We start from the raw sequence: 17,381 nt of genomic DNA on the forward strand, positions 1-17,381 counted from the left end.
TTGCACCGGTATTACCTACGCCTATGGCGCTCTCACCGTGTTGGACGGTGCGGATCTGTCGGTGTCGGCCGGAGAACGCGTGGGGATCGTCGCCCCGAACGGAACCGGGAAGTCCACCCTGCTGCGGATAGCCGCCGCTGACCTGGTTGCGGACAGCGGCAGCGTGACCCGCGCGCCGGCCGACGCCACCGTCATCCGCCTCGCTCAGGAGCGGGACATGCGCGACGGTGAGCCGTTGATCGACTATCTCGTCCGCCGCACCGGCGTGGCGCAGGCGCAGCAGGACCTCGATGCTGCCATCCAGCTGCTGGAGCGGCAGGCGCCCGGAGCGGACGATGCCTATGCCCAGGCGTGGGACCGGTGGCTTGCGCTGGGCGGAGCCGATCTGCCCGAGCGAGCCGCCGATGTCGCGGCCGATCTGGGTCTGCGGCTCGATGCCAGGGCCACCATCGAGCTGTCCGGCGGGCAGCGGGCCCGGCTGGCGCTGGCCGCCGTGCTGCTGGCGCAGCCGGACATCCTCCTGCTGGACGAGCCGACCAACGACCTGGACGACGACGGCCTGGCCAGGCTGGAGCAGCACGTGCGGCACAGCCGGGCAGGCATTGCGCTGATCAGCCACGACCGGGCCTTTTTGGCGGCGACGGTGGACAAGGTCGTGGAACTGGACGAGTTCACCCGCCGCACCAGCGAGTACGGTGGCGGCTGGGACAGCTTCGTCACCGAGCGCGCCGCGGCACGCCAGCGCGCCGTCGAGGCCTACGCCGCCTACGAAGCCTCCCGGCAGCAGCTGACCGGCACCGCGCGCACCCAGCGGGAGTGGGCTCGGCAGGGAGCGGCCAGAGCGGTCAACCCACGGCGTCAGCCCGACGGTGACAAGTTCCGCAAGGCCTCACGGCTCGCCGGGGCGCAGAACACCGGTGCCGCCGCCGCCAAGGCCGAACGCGCCGTGCAGCGCCTTGACGCGGCCGCCCCCGAGCAGGTGAGGGAACCATGGCGGCTGCAGTTCACCATCGCCCCGGCAGGCGCCCCTTCCGGCAGGGCACTGTCGTTGCACCAGGCGGTCGTCCACCGCGGGTCCTGCCGCCTGGGGCCCCTCACCCTCGACGTCGGCTTCGGTGAACGGCTGCGCATCGCCGGCCCCAACGGCAGCGGCAAGACAACCCTGCTCGGCGCCCTGCTCGGCCGGGTTCCGCTCGTGGCGGGCACCCAGCACACCAGCACCGCCGCCCGGCTGGGCGAGATCGACCAGGCACGTGCCGTGCTGGACTCCGAGCGGGCTTGCGCCGACATCGTCGGCGAGGCAGCCGGACTGGACACCACCGAGACCCGCACGCTGCTGGCCAAGTTCCGGCTCGGCCAGGACTTGGCGCTGCGGCCGGCCGCGTCACTGTCGCCGGGTGAACGAACCCGGGCCGGCCTCGCGCTGCTGCAGGCACGAGGAGTCAACTGCCTCGTCCTCGACGAGCCCACCAACCACCTGGACATCGAAGCGGTGGAACAGCTGGAACAGGCCATCGCCTCGTTCACCGGCACGCTGTTGCTGGTCACCCACGACCGGCGCCTGGCCGACGCCGTCGGCGTCAACCGCACGGTCGACGTCAGTGACTACCGGCAGCCGTAACAGCCAGCGCCCTCGTCCCCCGGGCCAGGGCCAGGCGCACCATCTCGGCCTTGTTGCCCACACCCAGCTTCGTCCGTATCCGTTTCACATGGGTGTCGACGGTGTGCTGGCTGATGCCCAGACGACGCGCGGTCTGAGCATGGGTGAGACCGGCGGCGATGAAGTCCAGCACTTGCTGCTCCCGGGGGGACAGTGCCCCCCGGGCCGGCACAGCGCCGGCCGAGGAGCGGACTTTCAGCGCGGCACCGTGCACGGCTTTGATCAGGTCATCGGGGGACGAGCGGTCGTGCAGATACTCATCCGCCCCCAGCGCCACAGGGCGCGCCGGGCACATGAGCAGCACACGTGCAGCCAGCTGCTTCCCGGCCGTTGACGCATGGTCGGTGACGAGCACGTCGAAAGGCGGAGCTGCGGCCGGCTCAGCAGCGCGGTCCGGGCCGGCTGGGTCCAGCACGCTCACCTGCAAGTCAGGAACGGTCGCCAGCGCGCGGTCCACCGCCCACGCGATCAGCGGGTGACTGTGCAGAACCCCTACGCGATACATTGCCGTGCATTCCTCCGCCGTCGGTCCGGCCGGCCGCCACTGCGCCGCCGGGGTGAACGAATCACTCCCAGCCCGTGGTGTTCTTCGACGTCGCCGGTGTGGAGACAGCGGTGTCTGCCACTGCCGCCTGGGCCGTGACCAGCGGTGCCAGGGCCAGCAGGAACAGAACGAGCGCGCGGGCAGCCTTCTTGGGCATGACGAAGTACTCCTGTGGTCGACAAAGGGGGGAATGACGTGTCCGGCGGAGCCGGTCGCCCTCCGCGGCTCACTCCGCCTCGGGCTGACGTCGATCAGCTTTCCTGGCCCGTACGGTCAGGACCAGTGATCTGAAGTGGACTGATCGGGCCATGGCATAGAACGTCCACTGCCCTCGCCCTCCAGCCGCCGTGTCAGCAGCCGCGGGACCAGCGTGGCGCGACTGCTGGCCACCTGCAGATCGACCGCGGGCACCAGCCTCGCCAGAGCACGCTCGACGACGGTCTGGGCGACCGATTCGGCCGCAGTGACCGAAACATCGGTCACGAACAGCCCCATGACGCACTCACCCGACTCATCCGCTGCCACGCTGACGTGCTCCACGGCGGGAACGCCGGACGCCTGCTCCCGCAGAGCACGGAGCAAGCCCTCAGGCACGGCCGGCCGCTGAGCGGCCGTGCCGGCCAACTGGCCCTCCCCATCGGACATGGAAGAAGGCGAGGGAAAGTCCCGTGCAGACAGACGCACATGAATGAGGTGCATGCGCCCATCCTTGGGGAGCAGACCCTGACGCAACAGGCCGAAAGCCTGGACGGTTCAGGCCTCCGCAGAAACCGGCCACGCACCGCGGAGACCTGGCCGATCACCCACGTACGCCTTGGCCGCCCCACAAAGATCGCTTAAAGTCCTGGCACAACTACCGGGGGGTAACGTGCTGCAGGCACTGGGTCTGGACGAGGCGGCGGAAAGCGTCTACCGCGCGATGCTGGACCATCCAGCAGCCGACCTCACCGGAATCGGCGAACACCTCGACCTCCCGGACGACATACTGCGCGCGGTACTCGACCGCCTCCACGAACTAGCACTGGTACGCCGCTCAACGACAACTCCCCCCCTGTACCGAGCAGTACCGCCCGACCTCGGCATGCAGATCCTCCTCGCCCGCCAGCAGGCACGCCTGGCCCTGGAGCAGCAGCGCACCGAACAGTCCAAGATCGCGGCGGCTCAGCTGATCGCCGACTTCGCATCACAACAGCAACCGAGCTCCCATCCCGGCGCCAGCCAGCTGCACGGGCTGGAAGAGATCCGCGAACGCATCCAGGATCTGTGCGCGGACGTCACGTCCTCGGTGATGACCTTCGCCCCGGGCGGCGGCCAGAGCCAAGCCAACATGGAAGCAGCCAAACCCCAGGACAAAGAGCTGCTCCAGCGCGGCGTCCGCATGAAAACGATCTATCTCGACAGCGTACGCAACCACCGCCCCACCCTCGACTACGCCACCTGGCTGACCGACCTCGGCGCGCAGGTACGCACCGTGGCAGCACTGCCCATACGCATGATCATTTTTGACCGCACCACCGCAGTCCTGCCCACCCACAACGCCAACTCCAGTCTCGGCGCCCTGGAACTCACCGGAAACGGCGCACTGGCAGCCCTGTGCGCCCTGTTCGACACCTTCTGGTCCGCGGCACGCCCGTTCGGACAGACACCCAGCACACACCGCGACGACCACGGCCTAACACCCCAGGAATCCACGGCACTCACACTCCTCAGCCAAGGACTCACCGACGAAGCCATCGCCAAACGCCTGGGCGTATCACCCCGCACAGCCCGCCGCATCGCCGCCGACCTCATGGAAGCCCTCGGAGCCAGAAGCCGCTTCCAAGCCGGCAGCCGCGCCGTCGCCAAAGGCTGGATCACCGGCGAAGACTGAACCCGCCCCCCCAAGACGCCCTCACCACCCCGCTGCGTCAGCGATACCACAACACCCCTCGCTCAGCGATGAAAACGCCCGGCCCCACTCAAGAAAGACACTGCCGACAGACCCGACCAATCGAGGGGCCTGCCGCCCAGGATCCTGCTGACGCAGGCGCAGACCTTACCCCCCAGCCGGCCGGCCGGGCACTGCAAGCAACCAGCCCACACATGGGAAACCAGCGCCACACCGAAGGAAGACCTTCACATCAAAGACGCCGCTGCGCTGACACGCCTTCACAACACAGGGTCACCCTGGCGTCCCCCCGGCAAGGTCTGGTACTTGCTCCGTCTTCAACAAAACCAGCAGCCAGCCCTCCACAACCCAGCACCGACGGACAACGGCGCAAGGTGCGCGCGTTCGTGGAGACCGACCTCACCACCATGAGCGGCGAGCGCCTGGCGGTGAAGCTGACCAGGTACGCGCGGCTGCATCAACACAATGCCCAACCCTGCCGGCGCCGGCGCGCTGCCGCAGAGCCCGGCTGAATGCGCCCGTATCCGGTCTTCCACCGCCTGCTGTTCGCCCTCACCGGCGCCTCCCCCACCCGACTGGACGGCAGGATCAGCGACCTGCAAGCCACGACCGCCCAGCACCCCCTCGTCACCGCGCTCGCCCGCGAAGTACCGCTGGCAGCCGCCGTCCACGAAGACCTCGAACAACACAGCCCCACCCACAACGCGTGGACACCCATGACCGGCGACACGCCCCGCCCCTTAACCGACCTGTAACGCTGCCGACCGCCACTGCCGGCGGCCCGTCCTGTGGGTGGGTCGCTGACGAGCGCGATTACAACGTCGCCTCCCGCTCCGATCCACCCCTCGGCTGCCGGTGGTCATCCGGTACTGGTCCAGTACCGGATGACCACCACCGCACAGATGCACCACATCAATAGCCCCGAGGTAAGGATCGAGCAGACGAGACGCCCGCTGGCCAAACTCCGCCGGGAAGGCCTCATCGACCGCATCACCCTCCCCCAAGCCGGGCGAACCCGAGTGTGGCATTCCACCCAGTACGGGGCGCAGCTCGCCGGACACGGCCCCACCGCACCCATCTGGCGGCCCGTCCACGACACCGATCACCGCGTCGACTGGATGCACACCCGACATCTCTAGCCACCACCACGGTCAGACCCGTGGTCGGGACCCGACCAGGCACTGCCCACCCGGCCGCGGCCACACCGGGACCCCGACCACACCCCCACGGCAGGCCAACGCCATGCGCACACCATCGCGCAGCCGTCGAGCGCGCGAGTAAGGGGAAGCCCGCTGGGCAGCGGGGCACCATGCCGCCGCCCCCGCAGGCATGGGGAGCTCGAGGCGGGGTGGTAGGACGAGCGGTCGGACAACATGGCAGACGTCCGGAAGGCTGGCGGGAACACGACGGGGCGGTGGCGGACAAGACCTGGGGAGGTCACACACCACCGCCCCGCCGCAGGGAGCAACCCCACCCCGACCTCGAATCGCCCATGACCCCAACCACGCGGGTCAGCACACTACGCAGACCAGGACGGCGGATTGCGCAGTCACCCGCTCACTGCGCACGGAACAGCCCGACGCACCCAGAAATACGCCCCACCCCAACCACGACCCCGACCATCCAGGTCAGCGCGTTGCACAGGTGATTACGCAGTTACGGGACACCTGCCTTTCGGGCCGCGACCGAGAACCGTCACAACTCGGCGCGGTCGCACGCTGCGCGGCCCGGACCGTCTGTGCGGGGGTCGGGCCGGAACGGTTCCAACGGGTGCTCCCCACCCCGCGTACGCGCCATGCCTCGGCAACGAGATCATCCGGACCGTCCGTTCGGGGGCCGGGGTCGGGGGGTGGATGTCGGTTCCGGCAGCGGAAGGTGTGCGCGAACCACTTAATGGGTGTGCGCGAACGCGGGAGAAGAAACGCGCCGGGCTTCCTAGCGTGGAGAGGCTCACCCGGCGAGGCGTGGGCACCTGGCCGTCCGGCGTCCGCAGCCGGGGGTCCGGAGTCCACTCACGCCCATACCGCTGCCGGCCCGACCTTCGAGGTGTTTCGATGACCGTTCTTCCCGAAGCGGGCACCAGGCGCGAGGCGTCCGCCGCCGACCGCCTCAGGGCCGTGCTCGCCAGGGCCGCGCAGGTGGTCGGGGCGGACCGGGTCACCTGCCCGGTGACCGGGCTCGGGCCCAACGTCGGCCTGTACCGCTCGCGTTCCGTCTTCGGGGTGGTGCGGCCGCACACGGCCGAGGAGGTGCGGCGCGTCGTGGAGCTGTTCGCCGCCGAGGAGACCACCGCCGTGCTGCACGCCTTCAGCACCGGCGGGAACTGGGGACTCGGCTCGCGTGAGCCCGCGCAGGACGGGGCGGTCGTGCTCGACCTGTCCGGTCTCGACCAGATCCGCGACGTCGACGTCGCGGGCGGCTGGGCCGTCGTGGAACCCGGCGTCACCCAGGCGCGGCTGGCCCGGCTCCTCGAGGGCAGTGAGCGCATGCTGAACGTCACCGCCTCCTCCGCGCACACGAGCGTGGTCGGCAACGCCCTGGACCGCGGTGTGGGCCTGCGCCACCAGCGGGTGGAGGACCTGACGGGCCTGGAGGTCGTCCTGCCCGACGGTGAGCTGATCAGGGTCGGCTGGTGGCCCGATCCGGACCGTGCGACCCCGGTCTACACCCACGGTCTGGGCCCCTCGCTGGTGCAGCTGTTCGTGCAGTCCGCCCTGGGCGTGGTCACCGCGGCCACGGTGCGGCTGCTGCCGAGGCCGGAGGCGCTGCGGGTGGTCCGGCTCAACTTCGCCCCCGACCAGGTGGAGGCGGCCACCGCCGAGGTGCGGCGCTGGGTGGCACAAGGGCTGGCACGCGGTGTGGTGAAGATCTACAACGAGGTGGCCGCCGGGGCGTACGGCGGCGAACCGGGCCGGTATCTGGTCCATGTGTGCGTCGACGGGACGCCGGAGGTCGTGGACGCGCTGAGCGGCATCCTCACCGTCGAGGCGGTCAGGTCCCGCGCGTTCACCGCGGTGTCGGACTTCGACGCGGTCGATCCGTCCGCCGCCCACCATGATGTCGCCGTGCGTGTGGAGCGCGCGTACGCCGGTGATCCCGATCCGACGGACGCGCTGTTCGAGGCGAAGACCGGCCGCCCGGCCGCCCGGCTGGACGAGGAGGGCGGCTTTCTGTTCTTCCTCCCGCTGGTGCCGTTCAGCGGGGCGGCGCTGGCTCGGGCGCACGAACTGATCGAGCAGGTGCGTGTGGAGAGCGGGATCCGCTGCGGGGTCACGTTCAACGCGCTCGGCGCCGATGTCGTCGACTGTGTCGTGACGATGAGGTTCGCCCGTGACGCCCGTGACGGCGGGGAGGCCGGGCGGGCCCACCGGGCGCTGGACCGGCTCTACGAACTGTTCACCGGCGAGGGGTTCATTCCCTACCGCCTCGACATCGATCACACCGACTGGGCCGGCCGGCTGCCCGCGGGTACCGGTGCGCGGGCCTTCGCCCGGCGGCTGAAGGACGCCGTCGACCCCCATCACGTCATCGCCGCGGGGCGCTACGCGTGACTGCCGCACCGCGTCGGGAAGGAGAGCGCCCCATGAGCCTCATCGACCTGCTGGATTCCGTCTCCGTCGGGGAGAGTGCGGCCCCCGCCTCCGCCCTGACCGCGGAGGAGATCCTGGCGCGGGCCCGTGCCGTCGCGCCCCGGCTGCGGGAGCGGGCCGAGGACATCGAGAACAGTCGGCAGCTGCCGCCGGACGTCGTCGAACTGCTGCGCGGGACGGGTGTCTTCCGTATGGCCCGTCCGAGGGCGTGGGGCGGTCCCGAACTCGACGCCGTGCAGCAGACGGAGGTCGTGGAGGCCCTGGCCGTCGGTGACGCCTCCGCCGCCTGGTGCGCGATGATCGGCATGGACACTCCGATCTACGCGGGATTCCTCGGCGAGGACGTCGCGCGCCGGCTGCTGGCGGACCCGGACGCCGCCACCGCCGGGGCGATCATGCCGATGGGGCGGGCCGAGCGGGTGCCCGGCGGCTACCGGGTCACGGGGCAGTGGCACTTCGGCAGCGGCATCACCCACAGCACCTGGGTCGTCGGGGGTGTGCTGGTCACCCGCGGCGGCGAACTCGAGCCCGGCCCGCCCGGAGCGCCGGGCAACTGGCGCATCGTGGTGGCTCCCGTCGAGGACTTCGAGGTGCAGGACACCTGGTACTCGACCGGTCTGGCCGGCTCCGGCAGCAGGGACTACCGCACGGAGAACCTGTACGTGCCCGAGGAGTACACGTTCAGCTTCGCCCGGCCGCGGGCCACCGGGGCCGCCGCCACGTCCGACGCGGTGCTGCGCAACATGCCGGGCGTGCCGCTCGGGGTGGCCCGTGCCGCGATCGACCATGTGCGCCGGATGGCCGCGACCCGTATCGACCGTGCCACGCAGACGCCGTGGTCGGAGAGCTACCGCGTCCAGACGGCCGTCGCCCGGGCGGAGATGGACCTGGCCGCGGCCCGGTACGCCGTCTACGGCAGCCTGCGCGAACAGTGGGAGATCCTCCAGGCCGGCGACGTACCCACGCCGGACGAGCAGGTGGCGACGGTGCTGGCCCGGGCGGGCGCCTTCCGTACGGCCCGTTCCGTGGTGGCCTCCCTCTTCGACCTGGTGGCGACCGCGGCGGTGTACCGGCCGTCCGTGCTGGACCGCTGGCTGCGCGACCTCAACACGATGTGCCAGCACGTCGTCGCCCAGGACCAGGTCATGCAGTCCGCGGGTGCCCGTCTGTTGGGCGGTGTCCCGCACAACGCCTACAGCGTGGGCCTCGTCGGCTGAGGGGCCGGCCGGCTTCCTCGGACGAGGTGCCGGAGCCCGTATCCGGCCACGGGTGTCAGGTCGGTGCCCTGCTGGGGAGGCCGTCCGGCCGGTGTCGTCGGGGTGAAGTGTGGCGGAAGGGCGGAGAGATCAGGTCAATCGACGGCACGGGCGATAGCGGAAGACGCTCCTCCGATAGTTTGGGGATCATGCAGCAGGACGGCCCTTTGGCAGGTAAGTGCGTCTTCATCAGCGGGGCGAGCAGCGGGATCGGTGCCGCGGCCGCCCGTGTGTTCTGCCGCGACGGCGCGGCGGTGATGCTGGTGGCCCGTCGCGGGGAGAGACTGCGGGCCCTCGCCGAGGAGTTGCGCGGTGCGGGTTACGAGGCGGAGTTCACGACCGCCGACGTCAGGCACGGTGGCGAGGTGGCCGCCGCGGTGGACCGTATGCTCGCCCGCTTCGGACGACTGGACGTCGCCTTCAACAACGCCGGCGCAGCGGCCCCCCAGGTCCCCTTGCACGAGACGGCGGACGAGCTGTACGACCTGATCATGGACACCAATGTGCGCGGGGTGTGGAACTGCATGCGGCACCAGATCCGCGCGATGCTGCCGCATGGTGGTGCGATCGTGAACACCAGCAGTACGGCGGGGCTGGTCGCCACCCCCGTCGCGGCCCCGTACATCGCTTCCAAGCATGCCGTGGTCGGGCTGACGAAGGCGGCGGCGGCCGAGTACGCGGCGCACGGTATCCGTATCAACGCCATCGCGCCGGGTTCGACGCGCGGCGAGATGCTCGACGACTGGCTCGAACGGCAGCCGGGGGCCGAGGAGTTGATCCGCAGCGCGACGCCCCTGCCGCGGCTGGCCGATCCGGAGGAGATCGCCGAGGCGGCCGCCTGGCTGGGCAGCGACCGGGCCTCGTTCGTCGTCGGCGCCACCGTGCCGGTGGACGGCGGCTGGACGGTTCGGTGACCGGACACGGCGCCGCGCGCAGGAGGGACTCCCGGGTCCCGGCGCGGTGGGGCGCGGGCGGGATCCGGGAGCGCACGGTGGGCCCCCTCGGCGTGCAGGTGCGACCGGGGGCTTTTCCGCCGGGGTGCGGGCGGTGACGGGCCGGTGGGATCCGTGGGGAGACCCGTGGATGGATCGGTGGAGGAGCCCGTGGGGGGACTCGCGGGGTGATCCGTGGATGTCGCGGGCACGGGGAAGAGCCGATGACGTGCTCCGCCGGGACAGACCGTGGGGGAATTGCGGTACGAGCGGACGGCGGGGCGGCACCCCGGGAAGGGGCTCGTTCACGGACTCGTACGACGGCGACGACGGTGGTCCGGCTCCGTCGGGGAGCGGGACGGCGGCCCTGCCGGGCGGTCTCCCGCGGGAAGGCGGCGTGCGCGCCGCGGTGCCCTACCGGGCGGCGGTGTCGGCGAACTCGATCACGAAGGCGAGCTGCTCGCTCTGGTGACCGGTTACGCGGACCGAGGGCGTTCCGTCCTCGGTGGTGTCCTGGTGGGCCTCGATCCAGCACGGCTGGTCGAGCTCCACGTAGCGGCTGAAGTTCATCCTGGAGGACGACGGGAGGAACCGGCCCCTGTTGCGGGGAACGAGCAGACCGGCGGCCTGCTGGGCGGCCTCGACCAGGACCATCGCCGGGATGTGGTCGTTGACCCGGTCGAAGAAGAGCGTGTTGGCCGGGTCGGCCCGCAGCTGCCAGCGGCCGGGCCGGTCCGACGCGGCGAGGACGACGTCGCACTCCCGGGTGTGGTGGACGGACGGCGGGTCCACCGGGGCGGGCAGGGCCGGGGCCGGGAGGGCGGAGGTGGGGCGGGTCCCGCGTATGCGGGTGTACGCGGCGGGCGAGGTGATGTTGAATCGGATGAAGCCGGAGCCGATGGCGTCTCCCGCCGCGCGGATCGTCATCTCCAGCGCCACCCCGGACGGTACGGCCCCGCGCTGTCGCAGCTCGGTCACCTCGACGTCCAGGGTGAGTTCCTCGGGGGCGGTGCCGAAGGCCGGCAGTTCCGCGTCAAGGCGGTGGCCCATGTCCCACATCACGAAGTGGTGGCCCAGGAGGACGCCGAGTTCGGCGTGCGAGACCAGGAGCGTCGTCTGCCGGATCGCCTCCAGCACGTACGAGGCCTTGTACCGGCCGTCGGACGTCATGAAGAGCCGGTGGTGATGGGGCAGACGTGCAGAAACTGTGAAGCTGGTGTCGTCGTGACGGGTCGATCCGGTGGGGAGCACATCCTGCGGTCGCGCCCGGTGCACGAGTTGCCGGTCGACCGGCAGTGCCGGGGCGACGGACGGTCTTATGGCAGTGACCTGCGGAAATAAGGTGCGGTACGCCCCTTTGCGGAATTCTTGGGTCTGCGGGGCCATAGCACTCGAAGTCATTGCTGTCCCTTCGTCGGTGAAGGTGCGCGCGGTGAGGTATGGCTGATCGCCCCCCGCGGTCGATAAAGTACAGGCATGCGGGTTTGTTTTTCAATGAGGTCGACGACGGGCCCGCCGATCACGCACAGGAAGCCGTCCTTCCGGGACGGCTGAGGACAGATGGGAGGCCGCGTGGCACGACAGGAGCGTGCGGTCAGGACCAGGAAAGCGATCCTCGACGCAGCCGGTGAGGTCTTCGCCGAACACGGCTACGCGGGGGCCACGATCTACGACGTCTACAAGCGGTGCGGGGTGACGAAAGGAGCCTTCTACTTCCACTTCGCGTCCAAGGTGGAACTCGCCCAGGCCGTCCTGGACGAGCAGGTGGGCGGCCAGATCGGCTACCTGGAAGTGCCGCCCGGCGAGCGCACGGTCAAGCTCCAGGACGCGCTCGACATGGGACTGCTCGTCGCGCACCGCCTCACCTTCGACCGGATGCTGCAGGGCAGCATCCGGCTGGCGGTGGACCAGGTGCACGAGCTCAACCGCCGGGTCCCGTACCAGGCATGGATCGACGCGCACCTCAGGATCCTCACCGAGGCGGACGAGCGGGGCGAGCTGCTGCCGGACGTCGACATCTGCGACGCCGCGCAGATGATCGTCGGCGCGTTCAGCGGCGTGCAGCTGATGTCGGAGGTGATGAGCGACCGTAACGACCTGGAGGAACGGATAGCGGTGCTCTACCGAGGGCTCGCCCGGGTGATCGCGACCCCCGAGACCTTCGAGCAGCTGGACATCACGGTCGACCGCGGCAAGCGGCTGATGGCCCGGGTCGAACAGGAACAGCGGCAGAAGCAGGCCGAGGCCGAGTGAACGGGTCCGCCGCAGGCAGGGGGACCGCGGCGGCCCCTCGGCACACGCTTCCGGCCGGGATACCGCCGCGCGGGACACCACCGTCCGGTTCGGGGGCCGCGCCCTGCCGCTCGGCAGGATCGGTGATCTTCCGCCGACTCGGTGCCGGGGGTCAGCGGACCGGGCGCAGGGACAGGGCCCGGAGAGCGGCCTGCGCGACCTGTGCGGCGTCGCGGCCCCGGGTGGGAACGGTCACCCGGGCGACCTCGCGGTAGAACGGCGCGCGCCGCGCGGCCAGTTGCCGCAGCCGGGCGGTGGCGTCCCCGGCGAGCAGCGGACGGCCCGCGGTGCCTCCACGCCGGCTCAGCACGTCCTGGACCTCGGCGTCGACATGGATCACCGGACCGCCCGCCAGCAGCGCACGGGAGTCCGGGTCCACGACGGCGCCCCCGCCCAGCGCGAGTACTCCCGTGTGCTCGGCGAGCGCGGTGCGCACCGCCGCCGCTTCCAGTTCCCGGAACCGGCGCTCCCCATCCACGGCGAAGAGCTGCGCGACGGACCGTCCGGCGGCAAGCTCGACGTCCTCGTCGGTGTCCCGGAAACCGACACCGAGGCGTCCGGCCATCAGCCGCCCCACTGTGGACTTGCCCGCCCCTGGCAGACCGACGAGCACGGCGAGAGGCCTCACGCGGGGTCGGGTCAGGGGGTCGGGCACGAGGTCCTCCGGGGTCGGTGGGCCGGTACCCGGATGATCGGCGCCCAGGGGCGGGGCGGGGCGCGCGACCTGACACACCGGGGCCGTGCATCGCACTTTCCGATAGACATTGAAAACCCGCATGCGGGTTTGTTTTTCTGGGCGCTGTCCGGGCTCACCGACCACGGAGACGCCACATGATCAAGCTTGACGACATCCGCCGGCACGCGGCGGCCCGCCCCGACGCGATCGCCGTCGCGGACGGCGCGACGCGGCTGTCCTGGGCGGATCTCGCCGACGCGGCGGACCGGTGCGCGGCCGGTCTCATGGCCCGGCTGCCGGACACCGGCCCCGTCCGCGCGGTGTTCCTGGCCCGCCCGAGCTGGGAGCTCACGGTCGCCCTGGCCGCCTGCGCCACACTCGGCGTCCCCTGCACGGGACTCGACCCCGCGCAGGAGGGCGACCGGCTCGACGCCCTCCTGCGCATGCTCGACCCGTGCGCGGTGTTCGTCGAGTCGCGGTACCGGCCGCTGCTGGAGGGGCGCACCTGGCCGAACGGGCCCGGGTGCTCGTGGATCACGCTGGACACCGCGCCGGGTGGCGAGGCCGATGCCCCGAAGGCCTCCGGGGCGCCGCGTACGGAGGTGTCGCTGCGCCGCCTGTCGGAGAGCGAGCCGTTGCGCCGGCTGCCCGAGCCGCGGCACCGGGAGTCCCTCGACGTGGTGCCCGGCGGGCAGCGGGTCGCGGTGCGCGGGGCCGCCACCGAGGGACGTGGACTGGTCGCCCTGATCGACGAGTTCGGATTCGACGCGTACGACATCCACCTGGTGGCCGCGCCGCTGTGGCTGCCGCTCTCCCTGAACCTGGCGCGTACCCTCCTCGCGGTGGGCGCGACCGTGGTGCTGGACGCCACGCAGGACGCGCGGACCCTGGCCGGGCTCGTCACCGCCGAGCACGTCACCACCGCGGTGTTCGACCCCGCCGTTCTCGGCCGGCTGCTGGCCGACCCCGCGTCCGCGCCGCTGGCCCGCCTGGGGCGCCTGCGCTGTGTGATCACCCCGGGCCGGCACCTGGGCCGCTGGACGGTCAACGCCGCCTGGGAGCGGCTCGGCCCCGCGCTGCACCTGGCGTACACGACACCCGGGACCGGGCCGAGCGTGATCCTCGGCCCCGAGGAGGGGCAGGTCTCCCGCATGCGCACGGGTCGGGCGACGCTCGGCACGACGATCGCCGTGCTGGACGAGGAGGGAGCCGTACTGCCGGCCGGAAGACCCGGCCGGGTCGCCGTCGGCGGGCCCCATGTGATGGACGGCTACCTCGACGGCGAGGACGACGCCTTCGTCACCCTCGACACGGGGGCGGGCGAGCGGCGCTTCTTCGTCACCGACGACCTGGGCGTCCTCGACGAGCAGGGCCGGCTCACCCTGACCGGGCGCGGTTCGGGCGTGACGCCGCCCGCCCGCGACCACGCCCTCGACGCGGCGCTGTTCCGCCTCGAGTCGGACCTGCTCAACCTGCCCTGTCTGCGCGACGCCGCCGTGGTGCGGGTCAGTCTGCCCACGCTCGGCGACGCGCTCGTCGTGCCGTTCATCGCCGTCGCCGTCGGCCGCGAGGTCTCGGGCCACACCGCGCTGCGCACCGCCTGCGCCCGCCGGGTTCCGTCGCTCCCGGCTCACGTCATCGCGGTCGACCACATCCCCTACAGCCCCATGGGCCGGATCCGGACCGCGGAGCTGCTGGAAGCAGTGGTCCCGATCATCACCCTGAGTCTCCAGCTGGAGCAGTCCGAGCGTCAGGAGATCCCCACATGACCTTCCTCCCCTCGCCCGGCCTCTTCGAGGACGCCCCGGACGCCGACCTGGACAGCGGCTTCTTCGCCCTGGAGGGGGAGTTGCTGGAACTGGCCTGCGTGCGGGAGTGCGCCGTGGTCCACACCGAGCTGCCCGAGCTGGGCGGCGCGCTGGTGGTGGCGTTCGTGCCGCTCGCGCCGGAGCAGGAGATCGCCGGGCGGCGGGCGGTGCTCGCGGCCTGCCAGCGCAATCTGCCCGCCCTGTACGCCCATGCCGTGGCCGTGGACGAGCTGCCGCGCACCGCGGAAGGGGCCGTGCGGGACGGGGAGTTGCTGGACGGTGTGATGCCGCAGCTCGCCCGGGATCTGATGTCGCCGATGGCGATGTCCGACTGAACGAGACCCTCGAGCAGGGGTCGAAAAGAAACAGGCATGCTGGTATCTTTATTGGTCTCGGGAACGTGGTCGGCGAAAGGGGCCATGGCATGCAGTTCCACCAGTTACGGGCTTTCCGCGAGGTGGCGGCCGAGCTGAGCTTCACGCGGGCGGCGAAGAACCTGCACTACGCCCAGTCGACCGTGACCGCGCAGATCAAGAACCTCGAAGAGGCCGTCGGAACCGAGCTGTTCGACCGCAGCCGGCGCCGGCTGGCCCTGACCGAGGCCGGCGCGCGACTGCTGCCGCACGCCGAACGCATCATCCAGATCGCCGAGACGGCCCGGCGCGAGGTCATCCTGTCCACACCGCCCGCACGGCGCCCGCACGGCGGCCACGGGGTCCCCACGGCGACCGGACGGCCCCTCGGGCCCGTGGAAGCCGGCCGCCTTTGAGTCGCCCCTGAGCTGCCTCCGGGTCCCCGCCCTCGGGGACGGTCGGCGCCGCCGCTCCGTCCGCTCGCCCTCCTCCGCTGTTTCCCTCCCACCGGCCGGCCCTCCCCGGGGCCGGCTGTCGTGCGTACGGGCAGGGGCGGCCGGGCGGCGTGATTCCGCAAGGGCCCGTGCGCGGGGCGGCAAATAGCGGATCGGATTCGTTTCTACAGTCACCGGCAGCGGATCGTTCTCGCCGCCGTCCGACATCCGCGCCCGTCTCCCCCTCCCGTGCGCTCCGTCCCGGTGGCCCCCGGCCTCCCGGCCCGGACCCTCCGCATACCGATAGGTGACTGACACATGTCCTCTGGAATCTCGATCGGCGTCGTCGGCGGCGGCGCGGCCACCGTCTGCCTGATCGACGCCCTGGCCCGCGGCGACGGCGCCCCGGGCGGTATCACCGTGTTCGAGCCGTCGCCCCACCTGTGGCGCGGCCGGGCCTACCAGGTGGACGCGGAGACGCTGCGCGTGAACGCCACCCCCGACGACATGTCCGTACGCGCCGGGGACCCGGGCCACTTCGAACGCTGGCTGGAGACCCGCGACCGCGTCACCGGTGTCCGCCAGGGCGTCGACCGGATGTCGGGGGCCCGGTTCGCGCCCCGCCCGGTCTACGGCGCCTACCTGGAGGACTCCGCGTACACGGCCCTCGGCGAACTGCGGCGCAAGGGCTGGCGCGTGGACATCATCGGCGAGGCCGTCACCTCCGCCGCACGGCTGCCCGGCCAGGTGCTGCTGCGCACCGGTCCCGGCTCCTCCCGCGCCTTCGACTACGTGGTGCTGTCCGTCGGCGGGGACGCTCCCAAGGACATCTACGGTCTCGGCGGCACCCCCGGCTTCGTCGGCGACCCCTACCCCGTCTCCCGCGCGCTGGGCGACATCGGCGAGGACGAGCACGTCGCCGTCATCGGCAGTGGCCTGACGGCCGTCGACATCGTGCTGTCGCTGGTCTCCCGGGGCCACCAGGGCCCGATCAGCCTCATGTCGCGGCGCGGGGTGCTGCCGGGGGTGCGGCAGCGCCCCGTCCACATGGAGCTGCGCCATCTGACGCCGGACCGGATGCGCGGCACGGCCAGGGGCCGGCGGGAGCTGGCCCTCGAGGACGTCGCCACGGTGATGCGGGCCGAGTTCCGCGACGCGGGGGCCGACCTCGACGCCGTCATCCACGAGATCATCCGCGTCGACCTGGAGGACCCGGTCGACCGGCTGCGACGGCAGATCCACGAGGTCGACTCGCCCCACATGGGTCTGCGCATCCTGCAGCGCGCCGTGCCGGAGACCGGGCCCGACGTATGGCCGATGCTGCGCGAGGCGGACAGGATCCAGGTCCTGCGCGCCCACTACCGCACCATCATGAGTCTGTGCTGCCCGATGCCGCCGGGCAGCGCAGCAGTCCTGCTGGAACTGGTCGAGGCGGGGCAGCTGGAGATGTTCTCCGGTCTGCTCGACGTCACCCCCGCCGAGGGGAGCGGCTTCGACGTGCTGGCGGCCGACGGCACCGCCTTCCGCGCCGACCGGGTGATCAGCGCCGTCAACGCCGCCGAGGGGCGTATTCCGGCCGGGGCGCTGTCCCTGGTCACCTCGCTGATCCGGGCCCGCGCGGCCGGCCGCCACCCGCACGGCGGGCTCCAGCTGGCCCGCGCCACCAGCCGGCTCACCAGCAACGGCCGTCCCGACCCGCGGCTGTACGGACTCGGCAACATCGCCGCCGGGGCCCTGTTCTTCACCTTCGGCATCCCCTCCCTCGTCGACCGCAGCCAGGACATCGTCGCCGCGATCCTCGAGCACTCCGCCACCGTGCAGGCCGCCCGCGGCGAGGCCGAGCCGGCCGCCGCCTGACGGCCGCCGTCCGACAGCCGCCGTCCGGCAGTCGCCTCCCACCCCGCCGGAGCGGACCATCGCCCGCCAGGACCCAGGAAGGACCACCGCA

The 17,381-nt window shown here is 71.6% G+C and carries 16 protein-coding genes and 1 pseudogene; 12 read left to right on the forward strand and 5 right to left on the reverse strand.

Features of this window, described 5'->3' with window-relative positions:
• Positions 1-37 precede the first annotated feature (37 nt).
• Positions 38-1,621, forward strand: a complete 1,584-nt coding sequence (locus IE118_RS29830) for an ABC-F family ATP-binding cassette domain-containing protein (RefSeq protein ID WP_268248980.1) — start codon at positions 38-40, stop codon at positions 1,619-1,621.
• Here the strand turns inward: IE118_RS29830 and IE118_RS29835 are convergent.
• From IE118_RS29835 to IE118_RS29840, 3 genes are all read right to left on the reverse strand, one after another.
• A complete protein-coding gene (locus tag IE118_RS29835) occupies positions 1,599-2,165 on the reverse strand; it encodes a helix-turn-helix transcriptional regulator (RefSeq protein ID WP_189561210.1) in 567 nt (188 codons plus the stop codon). The two genes, IE118_RS29830 and IE118_RS29835, sit on opposite strands and share 23 nt — an antisense overlap.
• A 61-nt stretch (positions 2,166-2,226) precedes the next feature.
• On the reverse strand, positions 2,227-2,361 hold the full coding sequence (locus IE118_RS34540; protein ID WP_268248981.1) for a hypothetical protein: 135 nt from the start codon (positions 2,359-2,361) through the stop codon (positions 2,227-2,229).
• A gap of 116 nt (positions 2,362-2,477) precedes the next feature.
• Positions 2,478-2,903, reverse strand: a complete 426-nt coding sequence (locus IE118_RS29840; RefSeq protein ID WP_189561211.1) for a hypothetical protein — start codon at positions 2,901-2,903, stop codon at positions 2,478-2,480.
• A gap of 169 nt (positions 2,904-3,072) precedes the next feature.
• On the opposite strand from IE118_RS29840, the gene IE118_RS29845 reads away from it, so the two are divergent.
• The 6 genes and pseudogenes from IE118_RS29845 to IE118_RS29870 all read left to right on the forward strand — a co-directional run bounded on the left by IE118_RS29845 (position 3,073) and on the right by IE118_RS29870 (position 9,852).
• The gene (locus tag IE118_RS29845) at positions 3,073-4,074 is read left to right on the forward strand and encodes a helix-turn-helix transcriptional regulator (protein ID WP_189561212.1); all 1,002 of its coding nucleotides are present in this window, start codon (positions 3,073-3,075) and stop codon (positions 4,072-4,074) included.
• A 380-nt stretch (positions 4,075-4,454) separates the two neighbouring features.
• Positions 4,455-4,847: pseudogene (locus IE118_RS29850) on the forward strand (replication-relaxation family protein); the annotation flags it as partial.
• A 129-nt stretch (positions 4,848-4,976) separates the two neighbouring features.
• Positions 4,977-5,231 (forward strand): replication-relaxation family protein, encoded by a 255-nt coding sequence (locus IE118_RS29855; RefSeq protein ID WP_189561213.1) that lies wholly within the window; start codon positions 4,977-4,979, stop codon positions 5,229-5,231.
• 915 nt (positions 5,232-6,146) lie between these two features.
• On the forward strand, positions 6,147-7,643 hold the full coding sequence (locus IE118_RS29860) for an FAD-binding oxidoreductase (protein ID WP_189561214.1): 1,497 nt from the start codon (positions 6,147-6,149) through the stop codon (positions 7,641-7,643).
• A 32-nt stretch (positions 7,644-7,675) separates the two neighbouring features.
• Complete coding sequence (locus IE118_RS29865; protein WP_189561215.1) at positions 7,676-8,899, forward strand: acyl-CoA dehydrogenase family protein; 1,224 nt, start codon at positions 7,676-7,678, stop codon at positions 8,897-8,899.
• A 188-nt stretch (positions 8,900-9,087) separates the two neighbouring features.
• On the forward strand, positions 9,088-9,852 hold the full coding sequence (locus IE118_RS29870; RefSeq protein ID WP_189561216.1) for an SDR family NAD(P)-dependent oxidoreductase: 765 nt from the start codon (positions 9,088-9,090) through the stop codon (positions 9,850-9,852).
• Positions 9,853-10,284: 432 nt separating this feature from the next.
• Here IE118_RS29870 and IE118_RS29875 read toward each other — a convergent pair whose 3' ends face one another.
• A complete protein-coding gene (locus IE118_RS29875) occupies positions 10,285-11,271 on the reverse strand; it encodes a ScbA/BarX family gamma-butyrolactone biosynthesis protein (protein WP_308431857.1) in 987 nt (328 codons plus the stop codon).
• A gap of 171 nt (positions 11,272-11,442) precedes the next feature.
• Here IE118_RS29875 and IE118_RS29880 point away from each other — a divergent pair, with 171 nt between their 5' ends.
• The gene (locus IE118_RS29880) at positions 11,443-12,123 is read left to right on the forward strand and encodes a ScbR family autoregulator-binding transcription factor (RefSeq protein ID WP_189561218.1); all 681 of its coding nucleotides are present in this window, start codon (positions 11,443-11,445) and stop codon (positions 12,121-12,123) included.
• 151 nt (positions 12,124-12,274) lie between these two features.
• On the opposite strand, the gene IE118_RS29885 is transcribed toward IE118_RS29880, so the two are convergent.
• Positions 12,275-12,790, reverse strand: coding sequence for a shikimate kinase (locus IE118_RS29885; RefSeq protein ID WP_229847000.1), 516 nt, complete (start codon positions 12,788-12,790; stop codon positions 12,275-12,277).
• Positions 12,791-12,993: 203 nt separating this feature from the next.
• On the opposite strand from IE118_RS29885, the gene IE118_RS29890 reads away from it, so the two are divergent.
• The 4 genes from IE118_RS29890 (at position 12,994) to IE118_RS29905 (ending at position 17,290) form a co-directional block, all read left to right on the forward strand.
• Positions 12,994-14,607 carry a class I adenylate-forming enzyme family protein gene (locus IE118_RS29890; RefSeq protein WP_189561220.1) on the forward strand — a complete coding sequence of 538 codons (1,614 nt, stop codon included), beginning with the start codon at positions 12,994-12,996 and terminating at the stop codon, positions 14,605-14,607.
• A complete protein-coding gene (locus IE118_RS29895) occupies positions 14,604-14,981 on the forward strand; it encodes an AMP-binding enzyme (RefSeq protein WP_189561221.1) in 378 nt (125 codons plus the stop codon). Before IE118_RS29890 ends, IE118_RS29895 begins: the two co-directional genes overlap by 4 nt.
• A gap of 89 nt (positions 14,982-15,070) precedes the next feature.
• Complete coding sequence (locus tag IE118_RS29900) at positions 15,071-15,415, forward strand: LysR family transcriptional regulator (protein ID WP_189561222.1); 345 nt, start codon at positions 15,071-15,073, stop codon at positions 15,413-15,415.
• Between the two features lie 336 nt (positions 15,416-15,751).
• Positions 15,752-17,290, forward strand: a complete 1,539-nt coding sequence (locus IE118_RS29905) for an FAD/NAD(P)-binding protein (RefSeq protein ID WP_189561223.1) — start codon at positions 15,752-15,754, stop codon at positions 17,288-17,290.
• Positions 17,291-17,381 lie beyond the last annotated feature (91 nt).

Origin of the sequence: Streptomyces pilosus, from assembly GCF_014649835.1 — a bacterium.
GTDB classification, from domain to species: domain Bacteria; phylum Actinomycetota; class Actinomycetes; order Streptomycetales; family Streptomycetaceae; genus Streptomyces; species Streptomyces pilosus.